The organism is Pseudomonas izuensis, from assembly GCF_009861505.1.
Taxonomy (GTDB): domain Bacteria; phylum Pseudomonadota; class Gammaproteobacteria; order Pseudomonadales; family Pseudomonadaceae; genus Aquipseudomonas; species Aquipseudomonas izuensis.
Map to the genome: position 1 here is coordinate 1 of NZ_WTFT01000011.1, position 15,305 is coordinate 15,305.

The 15,305-nt window shown below is 58.9% G+C and carries 13 protein-coding genes and 3 pseudogenes; 5 read left to right on the plus strand and 11 right to left on the minus strand.

What is annotated here, in order from left to right; translation table 11 throughout:
* Positions 1-34: 34 nt before the first annotated feature.
* Positions 35-328: pseudogene (locus GPL81_RS31390) on the plus strand (MFS transporter); the annotation flags it as partial.
* Positions 329-788: 460 nt separating this feature from the next.
* Here GPL81_RS31390 and GPL81_RS31395 read toward each other — a convergent pair.
* From GPL81_RS31395 to GPL81_RS10450, 4 genes are all read right to left on the minus strand, one after another.
* A complete protein-coding gene (locus tag GPL81_RS31395) occupies positions 789-2,363 on the minus strand; it encodes a hypothetical protein (protein ID WP_246218916.1) in 1,575 nt (524 codons plus the stop codon).
* Positions 2,364-2,537: 174 nt separating this feature from the next.
* On the minus strand, positions 2,538-3,533 hold the full coding sequence (locus GPL81_RS10440) for an Abi family protein (protein ID WP_246218917.1): 996 nt from the start codon (positions 3,531-3,533) through the stop codon (positions 2,538-2,540).
* A 184-nt stretch (positions 3,534-3,717) separates the two neighbouring features.
* Complete coding sequence (locus GPL81_RS10445) at positions 3,718-3,975, minus strand: hypothetical protein (protein WP_160106672.1); 258 nt, start codon at positions 3,973-3,975, stop codon at positions 3,718-3,720.
* Positions 3,965-4,756, minus strand: a complete 792-nt coding sequence (locus GPL81_RS10450) for an MlaA family lipoprotein (RefSeq protein ID WP_160106673.1) — start codon at positions 4,754-4,756, stop codon at positions 3,965-3,967. Before GPL81_RS10450 ends, GPL81_RS10445 begins: the two co-directional genes overlap by 11 nt.
* 166 nt (positions 4,757-4,922) lie before the next feature.
* On the opposite strand from GPL81_RS10450, the gene GPL81_RS10455 reads away from it, so the two are divergent.
* The 3 genes from GPL81_RS10455 (at position 4,923) to GPL81_RS10465 (ending at position 7,533) form a co-directional block, all read left to right on the plus strand.
* Complete coding sequence (locus GPL81_RS10455) at positions 4,923-5,633, plus strand: response regulator (RefSeq protein ID WP_160106674.1); 711 nt, start codon at positions 4,923-4,925, stop codon at positions 5,631-5,633.
* A complete protein-coding gene (locus GPL81_RS10460; protein ID WP_160106675.1) occupies positions 5,630-6,991 on the plus strand; it encodes an ATP-binding protein in 1,362 nt (453 codons plus the stop codon). The genes GPL81_RS10455 and GPL81_RS10460 overlap by 4 nt, the downstream gene beginning before the upstream one ends.
* Positions 6,992-7,191: 200 nt before the next feature.
* Complete coding sequence (locus tag GPL81_RS10465) at positions 7,192-7,533, plus strand: potassium channel family protein (RefSeq protein WP_160106676.1); 342 nt, start codon at positions 7,192-7,194, stop codon at positions 7,531-7,533.
* Positions 7,534-7,675: 142 nt separating this feature from the next.
* Here the strand turns inward: GPL81_RS10465 and GPL81_RS10470 are convergent, their stop codons facing one another.
* From GPL81_RS10470 to GPL81_RS10485, 4 genes are read right to left on the minus strand one after another with little or no spacing between them, the layout of a single operon-like run.
* Positions 7,676-7,894, minus strand: coding sequence for a formate dehydrogenase subunit delta (locus GPL81_RS10470; protein WP_096513333.1), 219 nt, complete (start codon positions 7,892-7,894; stop codon positions 7,676-7,678).
* Complete coding sequence (gene fdhF / locus GPL81_RS10475) at positions 7,891-10,767, minus strand: formate dehydrogenase subunit alpha (RefSeq protein WP_160106677.1); 2,877 nt, start codon at positions 10,765-10,767, stop codon at positions 7,891-7,893. Before fdhF ends, GPL81_RS10470 begins: the two co-directional genes overlap by 4 nt.
* A complete protein-coding gene (locus tag GPL81_RS10480) occupies positions 10,764-12,320 on the minus strand; it encodes a formate dehydrogenase beta subunit (RefSeq protein WP_160106678.1) in 1,557 nt (518 codons plus the stop codon). The genes fdhF and GPL81_RS10480 overlap by 4 nt, the downstream gene beginning before the upstream one ends.
* Positions 12,320-12,796, minus strand: a complete 477-nt coding sequence (locus GPL81_RS10485; protein WP_160106679.1) for a formate dehydrogenase subunit gamma — start codon at positions 12,794-12,796, stop codon at positions 12,320-12,322. Before GPL81_RS10485 ends, GPL81_RS10480 begins: the two co-directional genes overlap by 1 nt.
* A gap of 464 nt (positions 12,797-13,260) precedes the next feature.
* On the opposite strand from GPL81_RS10485, the pseudogene GPL81_RS10490 reads away from it, so the two are divergent.
* Positions 13,261-13,628, plus strand: a pseudogene (locus tag GPL81_RS10490) (PH domain-containing protein).
* A 221-nt stretch (positions 13,629-13,849) separates the two neighbouring features.
* Here GPL81_RS10490 and GPL81_RS10495 read toward each other — a convergent pair.
* From GPL81_RS10495 to GPL81_RS10505, 3 genes and pseudogenes are all read right to left on the minus strand, one after another.
* Entirely contained in the window at positions 13,850-14,290 is a 441-nt protein-coding gene (locus tag GPL81_RS10495; protein ID WP_160106680.1) for a hypothetical protein, read from the minus strand.
* A 216-nt stretch (positions 14,291-14,506) separates the two neighbouring features.
* Positions 14,507-14,686: pseudogene (locus GPL81_RS10500) on the minus strand (DUF3077 domain-containing protein); the annotation flags it as partial.
* A gap of 98 nt (positions 14,687-14,784) precedes the next feature.
* Complete coding sequence (locus tag GPL81_RS10505; RefSeq protein WP_160106682.1) at positions 14,785-15,285, minus strand: DUF3916 domain-containing protein; 501 nt, start codon at positions 15,283-15,285, stop codon at positions 14,785-14,787.
* Between the last annotated feature and the right edge of the window lie 20 nt (positions 15,286-15,305).

The window sequence follows — 15,305 nt, forward strand, 5'->3', positions numbered from 1 at the left end:
CGCCCCCCCCCCAACCCCCCCCCCGCCAGGGCCTGTGGGCTTCGTCAGTCTGTTTATGGATCTATCCTCCGAACTGGTACACAGTTTACTGCCTGTGTTTTTAGTCACCACATTGGGCGCGAGCGCATTGACTGTCGGAGTGATCGAGGGGGTTGCCGAGTCTACCGCCATGCTCGTCAAGATATTTTCAGGCGCCATCAGCGACTTTATAGGCCGGCGCAAAGGCCTCCTGTTGCTTGGGTATGGTTTGGCTGCCTTGACCAAACCGTTTTTTCCTCTGGCTCAATCCGTTGAAGTAGTCTTCACAGCGCGCTTGCTGGATCGTATTTTCCAAGAGCGAGCCGTATCTGAAGCAACCGTCGACAGCAATGCTGGCTCCATTCCCGATAATGACAGTCCCGCGCTGGAACTCTTGGCTAACCTCATCCCAGTTGTGAATCTCGAACGGCATTTTCCCCCTCCTTGGCTTCGGCTTACCTGTGCCTCACGCCGCCTATGCATAAAGAAGTGCAGGTACATAGCACATAGGAGAAAGCATGTGAATCTTCTCCGGACTATGGGTGCTCAGTGCAATTAGCACATGATTTCGAAAACCTGGCGATTTTTTTGTGTCGTTTTGAGAGTGACAGTTAACATCTCGACGCGAGGTTTGGAGTCAAGCACTTCTTGAGATAGGTTGTCGAATCAAGAGGCATCGTCAAGCTATCGCCTAGAAATCTAGACATTAGGTCGGATTTTCGTACTTAGTGTCTAGAATCCTAGGCGTTGGGTGTAGCGCAGTAGAGTCGTCACATTTCATGTTCATCCGACAAGGATAGGAAACAATCAATATTTGCATCGTTACCCGTAACTGCCTCCGGTCGTTTAGTGTCTAGTATGAGCACGGGAATCGATTCTACAGTCCGTGTGCGGTCGATTGCCGCTGAGTGCATGGCGTCAAAAAAACTGAACATCTGCGCTGCAAATTCTCCTATGGCTGGTCGTGAATAGTTTATTTGTAAAGTCCGTTCAGTGTTCCCAAGTTTTTCTGCGGTCAACTGAAAGTCACCGCCGCTAAGACCAATGTATTGGTAACTAACGTTCTTTCGCCATTGACGAGGTGCGATCCATTTAGTACCCGGCTGCATTTTTAGTAGACGGTTTTGGAACATCCTAAGGTTACTTTGACCAATGAACGAAACTGAATTGCCGTTTTTGGGGGCAACTATGAAGACAAGATCACTTTTTCTGCCGTTTAGAACCCATTCGCGCAGTTCAAGAATTTTCTTAAATATAGGGGAAAACTGCGCGCCAAATTCTGGAAAAACAGTTTTACCATTCGCTCTCGCCTTAGTACCGGAAAATCGCTGCCCTTGAGTACTTGGTACGATTTGTGGAGTCAATATGGCTACATTTGGACTGTCATCGAAAATCATCAGGGTCGGCAAATGCGCCAACGCCCGTGCGACGTTGCCCAACCCGGCCTTGAAGCCGTCGATGCGTGCCTGCTCCAATGCGTAACGCTCGCGCCTTTGGGGGGACAGCGCAGGCGGCTGCGGAGCGATCAAGGTCCAGGGCAGCGGTGACCAGACCAGCAGGTACATGGCCATGACTTCGGCAAAGGTCACCAGATGATTGTCGGCACTGCTGCTGGTGAAAATCGGCTTACGCGCGCCGCCGAAAAATCGCTCGCGCAGGGTTTCGTTGCTCTCAAGCGCCGGTAACAAATCCGCACGGTGGTAGTAACTGGCCGGATGCTCGTAGAGTTTGGCGCTGTCGCTGACCACGGCACCTTCCAGGTGCTCGCCGAACAACCCCAGGCGCTCGATCAAGGCATGAATCGCTCGCAACGTCGGCCCGGCCACGTCGTCGGCGTAGACCTGATCGCCGCTCATCATCAGCAACGCCGGACGATCACAGGGCTCGTGTTCTTGCGCCAGCAGGGCATCGACACACAGCAACCCGTCCGCCGCCGGGTGATGAGGTTTGCGACAGGAACCGTGCAGCAATTGATCGATACGTGAGCGCAGAACGAAGTTCGGCATGCGAGCATCGCCGTACAGCAGATGCGGCGCCCAGTCGGCGATGCCGGTCCCGTCAGCGATCAGCAGGTCATACTCGATCAACTCATCGCAGGGCAGGGCGGTATCCAGCGCCACATCGATCAGGTGCACAAACGCATGATCGCCCACCGCAATGACCGTGCATTGCCCGGTATCCAGGCGAATGTCGCCCATGCCCTGCAATCGCAGGGTCAATTCCAGCGGCCGGGAACCCACCAGCCACAGCACCAGGCACGTGGGTTCCAGACGCCGTAACAGCGGGCCGGCCAGCACAGGGGGCAATACTCGATGATCGTCGGGCAATGACAGTGTTACGGACATCCGGGTTCAAGCTCTTGGGGCGCAGAGGTGGGCGATGATAGCGCAGCTTGCTCAAGTAAATAGTTGACGACATGAGTTGGAATCATGCACATGACTGCCATTATCTAACATCGTGCGTTTCCAGCAGATGTTGATCCTGTCAGCAGTAATCGAAGAATTCTTCAACGGAGTCAGCTAGATTCCGAACAGTTTTCTTGGAAATCCTGTTTCATCGGGCAAGCCAAGTGCTGCAAATGAACAGCCAGGCGCCACAGGTTTGGAATCGATGACATCCGCTACTTGGTAAATCCATTGCGAATTCGCGCCGATGGTTTTGACGAGAAACCAAAGCACGGCAATCAGCCCGTAAAGGCGGGTGGTTGCATTCGAATCAAGGGCAAGGTTTTGAAAGTAGGGAGTGTCATGAGCGATGGGTAGCGGGTTCGTTGAGACTTGATTCCAGATCCGGCTGTGGTGCGCGCAGCGGTTACGTAGCGTGTTGATTTCCTGAAGCCATTCTTTGAGGGTTTTTGCGTTAACGAGGCCAAACCGTCGACTGATTCTGTTGCGGTGGGCATCTTTCAGTATCTCGAAATACTTCGATGCGGTTCCAAAATCCCACGCCTCCACGACTACCCAAAAGGGCATGGCTTTATGCTGCTGGCGATGCCATTCGATGCTGTCTTCTCGGCTACGTTCGATTTGCTCGTTCTGACGTTTGAGCCATTCAGACCAAATGTTACGTTGGCGGCCCCGCTTGGTATTGAAAGTCTTCGTCTGTGATGGATTGATGAAGCTGATGTCTTGATAGGCCATGGGGTCGTGGTAACCCACTTCATGCGCAATCACTGAGCGCACATGCACCTCAACGCGTTCAATGGCATCAAGCATGAGCTGTCGCAGTTTTTTATCGAATAAATAGATTTCGAACGCGGAGTCGAACTCAGTACCCGGCACAAATTCATTCCGACGAAGCGGTTTTTTGCTGACCGCGCACATGACTACGTTATTGTTCATATCGCGAAGAAATTCACGGCACGGGTACCAGAATCCACTCAATCGGTAGTAGCCGACTTGGCTGAGCTTGCGTTCGGCACGCGCTACATCGGCGATTTGCATGCCTCGGCTGGCGAGCAGTGCGGACAGGTCGCTATAGGATCGAAATGGCTTCGGCGGGGCTAATTGCTGCAACAGTCCATGTCCCAGAAAAAAGAAGGCCCAAACATAATGCCGGACTGAGCCAGCACCAGAGGTTCGGGCGCGATTGCGGTGATTGTCTGTGATGGGTACAGCCGAGTCAACACGACCGACGCTATGTACACCTGCGTGAATACTCCGATTATGTAACCGCGCTTCTATTCCCCTTTTTCCGACATCAAGACAGCGACCGACTGCCGGATTTCATGACGACAGCCTCTCCATTGGCCATCAACCAGCGAAGCAAATCACTCACCGACACCGTGTGATTGTGCTCGATCCACTCCTGCGCCGCCGGGCCGTAGTGCTCGGTATAGCTGCTGAGCACCAGTTGGCGACAGTCTTCTGACAGTCGCAGGGTAGTTTCCTGGCAGTGCAGATTGGTTGCGTCGTCCCGGCTCACCCATTGCTGCAAAATCAAGCCATCAGAAGCCATCGGTCGGCGTTCCTGTGCATTGAGGGTTGGACTTCTGCGTCGAGCCTTGCTTGCCATCGGCCACGTAAGCGGCGCGGCGCGCGGCGACTACATCGCGCAACGCGCTGTAATAATCCGGCAGTTGTTGCAGGCTGTCGGTCAGCGGCAAGGCTTGCGCGCGACCATCGACAACGCCGCCGACGGTATTGACGGTGGACAGTGTGTCCACGGTATCGCTGTTGTCGCCGAACGGATCGACCATGAAGCTCAGCACGCGACCGGTGGCGTCTCGGCTGTTGGACGTGCCGAGCAATGGCAGCTCGACAGTCGGGCCGTTGCCAATGCCCCACACGCCAAAGGTCTGACCGAAGTCCGCGCTATGACGGGGGACCCCGGCCTTGCCGGAAACGTCGATCAGGCCCGCCACGCCGAGCGTGGTGTTGAGCAGGAAACGCCCCATTGTATTGGCCGAGCGTCCCGGATTGCCCTGCAGCAGGTCATTGATAAAGACCTTGGGTTCGCCGAAGTTCGCCACGAAGTTATGCACACCGTCCTGGAAAAAATCCGGGGTGTAGCGATAACCGCGAGCGACCGGCGCCAGGGCGTAGTCATCGACCACCCGGTTAAAGGCGAAGACGCCACGGTTGAACGGTTCCGCCGGGTCGTACACCGAATAGTCGGTGTCGGCGCAGGTCAGGGTCGTAGCGGACGGGGGCTGGCTGCTGCAACCCGCGAGCCCAACGGCCAGCATGGCAATCGAGGTACGACGGGCCAGCCAGGGGGCACACTTCAAAGGCAACATGGACGCAAGTCTCGGGAGGAATTCGGCGTGATGCTGAGCCCCGCGCCTTGCGCAAAGATGTCTGGTTTATTGCGGCGCTGACGCTTTATTGCAGGATTGAAATAAATGACGCGCTGGCGCGAATGGTTTTAGATAACGGTTCCATTCGCCCCCTAAGTGACCTTCGGTGAACAGCCTTTTAATAGTCGACGACGACCTTGAAGTCCTCGATCTCCTGAAAAAATTCTTCGTGCAGCACGGCTACAGCGTCGAGGTCGCCACCGACGGTGCGTCGCTGTGGGCGGCCATCGAGCGCCACACACCTGACCTGATCATTCTCGACGTGATGTTGCCTGGCGACAGCGGCCTGATCCTCTGTCAGCAACTGCGGATTCGTTACACCATCCCGGTGATCATGCTCACGGCCATGGGTGAACTCAGCGACCGGGTGGTCGGCCTCGAACTGGGCGCCGACGATTACCTGACCAAACCCTTCGACGCCCGCGAGCTGCTGGCCCGGGTGCGCGCCGTGCTGCGCCGCGTGGACGAACGCCGTCCGCTGGCGCAGGAACGGCCACGACCGCTGATCGACTTCGCCGACTGGCACCTGGACGTCACCCGCCGTGAACTGCGCTCGCCGGACAATGTGATGATCCCGCTCTCGGCCGGCGAATTCGACCTGCTGCTGGTCTTCGTCGAACATCCGCAACGCGTCCTTACCCGTGAACAGTTACTGGACCTGGCGCGTGGGCATTGCCATGACGCTTTCGATCGCAGCATCGACGTGCAGGTCAGCCGCCTGCGGCGCAAACTCGAGTCCGACACCAAGCGCCCGGCGATGATTCGCACCGTGCGCAATGGTGGCTACCTGTTCACCCCCAACGTGACCCGGCGATGAGCTGGCTGACGCGGTTTCGCCGCGATACGGTGGGGCGCTGGATTGCGCTGACGATCATCCTGGCGATGCTCATTTCACTGGCGCTCAACGGCCTGTTTATCCAGCTGGCCGGCGTCTGGGCGCGCCCGCCGCTGACCGAAACCGGTCTGCTGGAAAAAGCCGCCGCCATCACCCGCGTCATCGAAGCCGCCCCGGTGCCGTTGCGCAACCAACTGGCGCAAGCCGCCGGCGAGAATGGCTTCATCGTCAGCTGGCACCCCGACCGGCGGGATCTCGACTTGCCGGCGGTGGACGATGCCAAGTCGGAAATCGGCTCATCCATCCTGCAACCCATGCTCAAAGCCCCTGGCCGGCGCATCGAGGCTTATGAACCGGCCGACTGGACCGAGCACAAGGCAGACGCCCATTACGCGCTATTGATCGAGCTGGCCGACGGCTCATGGGTGATGTTCTCCGCGCCCTCGCGCAGCTGGGGGCTCGACGAGGCACCGCGCTACCTGATCGTCATCCTGCTGGTGCTGATCTCCACCGCCCTGGTCGCCCTGATCGCCACCCGCCGCCTCGCCACGCCGCTGCAACGCTTCACCGAAGGCGCCCGCCGCTTCGGCACGGACTTCCGGGCACCGCCCATAGAACCCCTCGGCCCCCAGGAAATCCGCCAGGCCATCCTCGCCTTCAACGCCATGCAGGCCCAGTTGCAACACTTCATCCGTGATCGCACGCAAATGCTCGCCGCCATCTCCCACGACCTGCGCGCGCCCCTGACGCGGATGCGTCTGCGTGGTGAGTTCATCGACGATGCCCAACAGCAGCAACGCCTGTTCCGTGACGTGGATGAAATGCAGGCAATGATCAACTCGGCGCTGGAATTCTTCCGTGACGACGCCCGGCTGGAACCAGCGACCCAGTTTGACCTGGCGGAACTGCTGCACACCTTGCTGGATGATTACCGGGATCAGGGTGTCGAGATGGCTTACAGCGGGCCGCTGCGGCTGGTGTATTTCGGGCGGCCATTGGGACTCAAGCGAGTAATGACCAACTTGCTGGAGAACGCGATCAAGTACGGTACTGAGCCGGCGGTGGAGCTGATGGCCGATGCCGGGCAGGTGCGGATCAGGATGCTGGACCGTGGGCCGGGCATTCCCGAGTCCAGCCTGGAGCAAGTGTTCACGCCGTTCTTCCGTCTGGAAGGTTCGCGCAACAAAAGCACGGGCGGGGTTGGCCTGGGATTGTCAGCGGCGCGGGCGATTGTGCTGGAACACGGAGGCGAATTGACGCTGCGCAATCGGGCCAGGGGCGGGCTGGAAGCGTTGGTGGTGTTGCCGGTGCATTCGAGTACAGGATTCGGTCCACAGTAAGTGATTCATGCACCTTGCGGGCACTGGGCAAGGTCATTGCATCCTGGGACGCGGCATCGTCGAGGGCATGCGTTGTTGGTCGGGGATAATCCTGCCACTGCCTTCGGTGTTTAGTGGTTTTGCCTGGTCCGTCTTCATATTCCAGAACTTGTGCCAAGCTGATGGGGCGCCAATTCGCCGGTCGTTCAGGAAGCCATGACATGAAGCACGCCCATCCGTCGCACATCCGTCGAGAGTTCTACAAATCCGTCGGCTTCTACCTTCGACTGGCCTGGCCGATCTTTTCCGCGATGCTGATAATCATCGTTACGGTTGGCTTGATCATCAGTTATCTGGAGGGCTGGGATCCGTTTGACGGCATCTACTTTGGCTTCGTGACCGGCTTGACCATTGGCTATGGCGAACTCGTGCCGAAACGGCCGCTTTCGCGGATATTGGCGATATTGCTTGGATTTAATGGCGTGTTGCTGACGGCGATCTTTGCGGCGATCAGCGTGCGGGCGATCGAGACGGCTGTGCGGGTGACAGAGGGAGATAAATAAGGCGGGCAAACACTACACACAACCCCTGTAGGAGTGAGCCTGCTCGCGATAGGGGCAGTTCAGCCAACATCAATGCTGAATGAACTGCCCTCATCGCGAGCAGGCTCACTCCTACAGGTTTTTTCAGCCAACAGGTAATAACCTAAGCCTCCCACCCCGCGCCACTGACCGCCGCCTGCGCCAGCGGATGCAAGTCCGCCGGATGCTCCGTCTGCCAGGCCAGCAATTCCTTGCGCATGCCGGGCGTCCAGTACAGCTGCAGATGGTTACGCACACCGAGCACGGCCTGTTGCTGGTCCGGCTCGCTGGCGAAGTACTGGGCGATCTGGTTGGCCATTTTGATCAGATTGGCAGTGCTCATCGGCGCACCTCCGCTTTGGCAGCTTGACGGCGTTCCTTGAGCAAACGGTGCTGTTCTTCAGTGAACTCCTGGAAGCGTTTTTGCCACTCCGAAGGGTGGTAGACGCGGCTGACTTCCACGGCGGTGACCTTGTATTCCGGACAGTTGGTGGCCCAGTCAGAGTTATCCGTGGTGATCACGTTGGCCCCCGATTCCGGGAAGTGGAAGGTGGTGTACACCACACCCGGTGCGACCCGTTCGGTGACCCGCGCGCGCAGTACGGTCTGGCCGGCGCGGCTGCCGATGCCGACCCAATCGCCTTCGTTGATTCCACGGCTCTCGGCGTCGGTCGGGTGGATTTCCAGGCGGTCTTCATCGTGCCAGGCGACGTTGTCGGTACGCCGGGTCTGGGCGCCGACGTTGTACTGGCTGAGGATGCGCCCGGTGGTCAGCAGCAGCGGATAGCGGTTGTTGACCTTCTCCTCGGTGGGGACATAACCGGTGAGCATGAAGCGCCCCTTGCCACGCACGAACTGCTCGATGTGCATGGTCGGCGTGCCGTCCGGTGCGGCGGCGTTGCACGGCCATTGCAGGCTGCCATGGCGATCCAGTTCGGCGTAGCTGACGTTGGTGAAGGTCGGCGTCAGGCTGGCGATTTCATCCATGATTTCCGATGGATGTTTGTAGTTCATCGGGTAGCCCAAGGCATTGGCCAAAGCCACCGTGCCTTCCCAGTCGGCCTTGCCGCCCAGCGGCTCCATGACCTTGCGTACCCGCGAGATACGCCGCTCGGCGTTGGTGAAGGTGCCGTCCTTCTCCAGGAATGAAGCGCCCGGCAGGAACACGTGGGCGAACTTCGCTGTTTCGTTGAGGAAAATGTCCTGCACCACCACGCATTCCATGGCCGACAGCGCTGCCGTGACGTGTTGGGTATTCGGGTCGCTCTGGGCGATGTCCTCGCCCTGGCAGTACAGACCCTTGAAGGTGCCGGCCAGCGCCGACTCGAACATGTTGGGAATGCGCAGGCCCGGATCGGGTTGCAGGGTGACGTTCCACGCCTGTTCGAACTCGGTCCGCACCGCCACGTTGGAGATGTGGCGATAGCCGGGCAACTCATGGGGGAAGGAGCCCATATCACAGGAGCCCTGAACGTTGTTCTGCCCCCGCAACGGGTTCACACCCACGCCTTCGCGGCCGATGTTGCCGGTGGCCATGGCGAGGTTGGCGATACCCATCACCGAAGTGCTGCCCTGGCTGTGTTCGGTGACGCCCAGGCCGTAGTAGATCGCTGCGTTGCCGCCAGTGGCGTACAGGCGCGCGGCGGCACGGATATCGGCAGCGGGTACGCCGCAGATCGGGCCAATGACTTCCGGCGAGTTGTCCGCACGGCTGACGAATTCGCTCCAGCGGGCGAAATCGTTGCCCTCGCAACGGGCGTCGATAAAGGCCTGGTCTTGCAGGTTTTCGGTGATGATGGTGTGGGCCAGTGCATTGAGCATGGCGACGTTGGTGCCCGGGCGCAGGGCCAAGTGATAGTCGGCGCGGGCGTGCACCGAGTCCACCAGATCAATGCGCCGCGGGTCGATTACGATCAGCCGCGCGCCCTCACGCAGACGGCGTTTTAGCTGGGAAGCGAATACCGGGTGGGCGTCGCTGGGGTTGGCGCCCATCACCAGGATCACGTCGGCCTGCATCACCGAGTCGAAACTCTGGGTGCCAGCGGACTCGCCCAGGGTTTGCTTCAGGCCATAACCGGTCGGCGAGTGGCAGACCCGCGCACAGGTGTCGACGTTGTTATTGCCGAAGGCCGCACGCACCAGTTTCTGCACCAGATAGGTTTCTTCGTTGGTGCAGCGGCTGGAGGTGATGCCGCCGATGGAGTCGCGGCCATATTTCTGCTGCAAACGACGGAATTCGCTGGCGGCGTAGGTCACCGCTTCATCCCAGCTGACCTCTTGCCACGGGTCGCTGATGTTTTTGCGGATCATCGGCTTGGTGATGCGATCCGGGTGGGTGGCGTAGCCCCAGGCAAAGCGACCCTTGACGCAGGAATGGCCGTGGTTGGCCTGGCCGTTCTTGTCCGGAACCATGCGCACCAGCTGGTTGCCTTTCATCTCGGCGCGGAACGAGCAACCTACGCCGCAATAGGCGCACGTGGTGATCACGCTGCGTTCCGGCTGACCCATTTCGACCACGTTTTTTTCCATCAGGGTCGCGGTGGGGCAGGCCTGCACGCAGGCGCCGCAGGACACGCATTCCGAATCGAGGAAGTTCTCACCGCCAGCAGCGGCCACCCGGGATTCAAAACCACGCCCGGTAATGGTCAGGGCAAAGGTGCCCTGGGTTTCTTCGCAGGCACGTACGCAGCGGTTGCAAACGATGCACTTGCTCGGGTCGTAGTCGAAGTAGGGGTTGGAGGTGTCCTTCACGTCGGCCAGATGGTTCTCGCCTTCATAGCCGTAACGCACCTCCCGCAGGCCAACCTGACCGGCCACAGTTTGCAGCTCGCAGTTGCCGTTGGCCGAGCAGGTCAGGCAGTCCAGCGGGTGATCGGAGATGTACAACTCCATGACATTGCGGCGCAGGGTCGCGAGCTTCGGCGTCTGGGTGTGCACGGTCATGCCTTCAGTGACCGGCGTAGTGCAGGACGCCGGATAGCCGCGCATGCCGTCGATCTCCACCAGGCACATGCGGCAGGAGCCGAAGGCTTCCAGGCTGTCAGTGGCACAGAGTTTCGGAATGGTGGTGCCCATCAATGCAGCGGCGCGCATCACCGAGGTGCCTTCAGGCACGGTGATGCTGCGGCCGTCGATGTTCAGGGTGACTTGCACATCGCTTTCGCGGGCCGGCGTGCCCAGATCCATATCGGTTTTCGGATCGAATACAGTGATCATTGCTCGGCCTCCGAGGCTTGCAGACCGAAGTCGGCGGGGAAGTACTTGAGAGCACTGGCGACCGGATAGGAGGTCATGCCGCCCAACGCGCACAGCGAACCGTATTGCAGCGTGTCGCACAGGTCCTTGAGGATGATCACCTGCTCATCACGACCGGCCTGATCCGGCGCGGCCAGCAAGCGGTCGATCACCTCCACGCCACGGGTCGAGCCGATGCGGCAGGGCGTGCATTTGCCACAGGATTCCTCGGCGCAGAACTGCATGGCAAAACGGGCCATGTGGGCCATGTCCAATGTGTCATCAGCCACCACCACACCACCGTGACCGAGCATCGCGCCGATGGCGGCGAAGGCCTCGTAATCCAGCGGCGTATCGAATTGCGAAGGTGGCACCCAGGCGCCGAGCGGGCCGCCGACCTGTGCGGCCTTCAGCGGCCGGCCACTGGCGGTGCCACCGCCGTAGTCTTCCACCAGCTCCCGCAAGGTCAGGCCAAAGGCCCGTTCCACCAGACCGCCGTGACGGATATTGCCTGCCAATTGGAAGGGCATGGTGCCCAGCGAACGTCCCATGCCGTAATCGCGATAGAACTGCGCGCCCTTGGCCAGAATCAGCGGCACCGAGGCCAGGGTCAGCACGTTGTGCACCAGCGTCGGCAAGCCGAACAGGCCTTGCAAGGCTGGGATCGGCGGCTTGGCGCGGACGATCCCGCGTTTGCCTTCCAGAGAATCCAGCAGGGCGGTTTCTTCACCGCAGATGTAGGCGCCGGCGCCGACGCGCACTTCCATGTCGAAAGCCTGGCCGCTGCCGCCGACATTGGCGCCCAGATATCCGGCCTCACGGGCGATGTTCAGCGCTGCGCGCAGAGTGGCCACAGCGTCGGGGTATTCGGAGCGAACATAAATGTAGCCGAAGGTGGCGCCGACGGTAATGCCGGCAATGGCCATGCCTTCGATCAGCAGGAAGGGGTCGCCTTCCATCAACATGCGGTCGGCGAAAGTGCCGGAGTCGCCTTCGTCGGCGTTGCACACGATGTACTTTTGCGCCGCTTGGGTGCCCCGCACCGTGCGCCATTTGATCCCGGCGGGGAAGGCCGCACCGCCACGGCCACGCAGGCCTGAATCGAATACTGCGGTTGCGGTTTGCTCGCCGCCAATGGCGATGGCCCTTTTCAGACCCTCGAAACCGCCGTGGGCTTGGTAATCGTCCAGTGACAATGGTCGGGTAATGCCGGCGCGGGCGAACAGCAGGCGTTGTTGGGATTTGAGATAAGGCAGCTCTTCCACCAAGCCCAGGGCCAGGGGATGGCTGGATTCTTTTTGTAGCGCATCGAGCACGGACGGCACATCGTCTGCGGTCAACGGACCGAAGCCGATTCGACCTTGCGGAGTGTCCACTTCCAGCATCGGCTCCAGCCAATACAGACCGCGTGAGCTGGTGCGCTGCAACTCCAGCGGCAGATTAAGTGCCTTCGCCTGAGTGATCAGGGCCACGGCTACCTCATCGGCACCCACGGCACGGGCAATAGAATCACAGGGCAGATAGAGAGTCGGCATCACGCGTCCTCCCGGCAAGCATCAAGCAAGGCATCCAGACGCTCAGCGCTCAACCGCGCATGCACCCGACCATCCAGCTCCAGCGCAGGCGAACAGGCACAGGCACCAAGGCAATAAACGGGGCGCAAACTGATGCTGCCATCGGCACTGCTGCCGTGATCATCCAGTTGCAGTCGCTCACGCAACTGCGCAGCCAATTGCTCGGCACCACGGCTCTGGCACGACTCGGCGCGGCACAAACGCAGAATATGGCGGGCAGGCGGCGCGGTACGGAAGTCATGGTAAAAACTGATCACCCCGCGAACCTCCGCCTGACTCAGGTTCAACGCATGGGCGATCTCGGGGACGGTGACATCGGGGACGTAACCGATGCGCTCCTGAATATCATGAAGAATGGGCAACAGCGCGCCGGGAGTACCCTTATGGCGCTCCAGCAGAGTGTTGACCACAGACAGGTGCAAACTCTCATCAGGCATTCAGCAATCCTCACGGTCATGGACACACCAGGTGGTTGTCGGTTGTCCGAAAGTGTCGGCTGCGGCATTCACACCACGTCACGGTATCGTGGCATTTTCAGGCCGGTGGCCAGGGCACCCTGAATGGGCATCTTGTTGTGCCCGGCGCGGTCTTTGCCGCACCTCTACTGGGCATAAAGGGCAGCTTGCCACGCGGCCATTGATCGAACTGCACCAAAGCGACGTGCTCGGTTCTGCCTACGACTATCCATTAAGTCTAGTTGAGCGGGGCGCGGGGGCCTCGGTCAGTGGCTTAATGCCTCTATGGGCTTGTCGTGGCGGATGTATAGCAAGCATTGCAGGCGGGCAGAAGCATCAGAACCCTGGGTAATTCTACGGAGCAGATGCAGGGGGGCTGACTCTGCAATCTCGATCGAGTATGAAGTCAGGTTCAAGCCGTTCATTTGAAAAACAGGGAAAGACAGATGATTGATTTCAACAACAAAGGATTCTTCAAACTCAAGCAAAACGACGAATACGCCGAACGCGTTTCCGCCCTGTTGATCGACGGCGAACACGTCATCGACTCATACAAATCCATGCGCGACGGCGTGGTGTTTACCAACAAACGCATCATCTCGGTCAACGTCCAAGGCATCACCGGCAGCAAAAAAGACTTCACCTCGTTGCCGTACAAAAACATCGTGGCGTACTCGGTAGAAACCTCAGGGACGTTCGACCTGGATCCGAACTGGAAATTTACTTCTCATCGTTGGGGAGGGTGAAATTCGAATTCACCGGCAAGACGTCGATGGTGGAAATTTCGAAACTGATTTCTCAGCATTTGCTTTGACCTGACGGGCCGCCGCATCACCGACCACCCAATAAAAAGCCCCGAAACCCCGGGGCTAATCCAAATACCAAACAACACACAAAACCCCCTGTGGGAGCGAGCCTGCTCGCGAAAAACGCAAGGCAATCAACATCTGCTGTTGAATGAGCACCGTCATACTGCAAACAGCCTGAGAGGGATAATCCCCGCTCCCACGCTATGCATGGAAGCGGGGAAAACCCTTAACCAAGCTCACCACAGAAAATATCGGGATTCCCATCGGCCGGGCTTGTCCGAATCACCAGCGCGTATCCGCCGGACCGCAGCGAGTCATAAGCCATAGGCACGCTCTTCCAGAGCTGGATGCCCGCCTGCTCGTTGAAGTTGTCAGTCACGATGCGATTGAGTGAATAGGCCGGCTTGGGCTCGTGCCTGGTGCAGCTTCCCGAGTAGATATAGGTATACAAGTGCGCCGGAATGGCAGTGCCATTGGGTACACCGCCGACGAACAACGAGAGCGCCGTCTCACGACTGCTCAAGGGGGTCAGTATGGCCTGAGCGATATGCCCGGCATTGTAAGTAGTTGCATTCAAGGGAACGGCAACGATTTGCTTCGGGGCTGCACCCACCACGCAGATCCATCCTGCCGCTACCAGCAACGCCAGCGAAGTTACGACCTTCATCGTAAAACCTCCCGCCTTGTAAGGGCTCGTTGAAGAGATCCCCCACTGAATTTTAGTCAGCGGTCGGTCCAATAGCCATTGGGTTGTAGCAAACCCACTGTAGGAGCGAGCCCGCTCGCGAAAAACCCAAGACATCCACATATCCCGCTGAATACCCCGGCCACCGCAACCCAGCCCGTTCCCACAAGCGTCATGCCTGACTTCTGAAATCTGAAGCTATTTCAGTGTTTCAATCACTACCTCAGCCTTTACCCCCGCTTGCCTGGAGGCCGGCGTGCAAGTCCGACTCAGCACCTTCACCGCATCATCCACCAACGCCTTACTCATCGACGTCAAATAACGCGCAGCCCAGGCGTGGCGGTCGCTATCTGTGGCGTAGGCAGCAACTTCGGTGAGAAGGGAAAAGGGGACGGATTTATTTTCACGCACTCGAGCCAAGTGATGCTTGTCGGATCACCACAATCCCAATGGGGCGAGCCTGTTCGCCAAAGCCGTCAGGCCGCTTCCCCAATACACCACCACTGCACTGCAACCTCATCATCAGCTTGAGTCACATCATGCCCATGCTCAATGAAATGCTCTGGTATGCGCAATGCAAGCACATCACTGATCCGCTCTGGCTTGAGCGTGTTGGTCTCACCGAGAAAGCCAAGATAGTAGTCCCGGTCATAGAAAATGGTGATCTCGCTCTGGTGAACCCATGGCCACACTAGCAGGCAAGCGACGCGGTAGTAGCCCTGTGAGCGTTCAGCCGCGTTGGACAGGTGGTTGGCGGCTTCGAGCAGCTGCTGAATACAGAAGGCCTGGTTTTCGATTCTGGCGTGAGGGCCTTCGACCAGGGCCTCGTGCACCGGGATCTTCCAGTTTGTATAGCGCTCCATGTGCTCGGTTCGCGGGTGAAATTCGTCGCGAAAAGTGGAGGCCCAGTGTTCCAGAGCGCGGAGGCGGCGGGGAATGCCTCTGAGTGGTTTGTTGCTGAGGGCGATTTGCCGCATTGATACGTCCTTGTGATGCT

Bases quoted from the DNA above. Each gene is read 5' to 3' on its own strand.
- GPL81_RS31395 (WP_246218916.1), bottom strand. From the start codon at position 2,363: ATGTCCGTAACACTGTCATTGCCCGACGATCATCGAGTATTGCCCCCT.
- GPL81_RS10470 (WP_096513333.1), bottom strand. From the start codon at position 7,894: ATGAGCACTGCCAATCTGATCAAAATGGCCAACCAGATCGCCCAGTAC.
- GPL81_RS10450 (WP_160106673.1), bottom strand. From the start codon at position 4,756: ATGTTGCCTTTGAAGTGTGCCCCCTGGCTGGCCCGTCGTACCTCGATT.
- GPL81_RS10465 (WP_160106676.1), top strand. From the start codon at position 7,192: ATGAAGCACGCCCATCCGTCGCACATCCGTCGAGAGTTCTACAAATCC.
- GPL81_RS10485 (WP_160106679.1), bottom strand. From the start codon at position 12,796: ATGCCTGATGAGAGTTTGCACCTGTCTGTGGTCAACACTCTGCTGGAG.
- fdhF (WP_160106677.1), bottom strand. From the start codon at position 10,767: ATGATCACTGTATTCGATCCGAAAACCGATATGGATCTGGGCACGCCG.
- GPL81_RS10495 (WP_160106680.1), bottom strand. From the start codon at position 14,290: ATGAAGGTCGTAACTTCGCTGGCGTTGCTGGTAGCGGCAGGATGGATC.
- GPL81_RS10445 (WP_160106672.1), bottom strand. From the start codon at position 3,975: ATGGCTTCTGATGGCTTGATTTTGCAGCAATGGGTGAGCCGGGACGAC.
- GPL81_RS10480 (WP_160106678.1), bottom strand. From the start codon at position 12,320: ATGCCGACTCTCTATCTGCCCTGTGATTCTATTGCCCGTGCCGTGGGT.
- GPL81_RS10460 (WP_160106675.1), top strand. From the start codon at position 5,630: ATGAGCTGGCTGACGCGGTTTCGCCGCGATACGGTGGGGCGCTGGATT.
- GPL81_RS10505 (WP_160106682.1), bottom strand. From the start codon at position 15,285: ATGCGGCAAATCGCCCTCAGCAACAAACCACTCAGAGGCATTCCCCGC.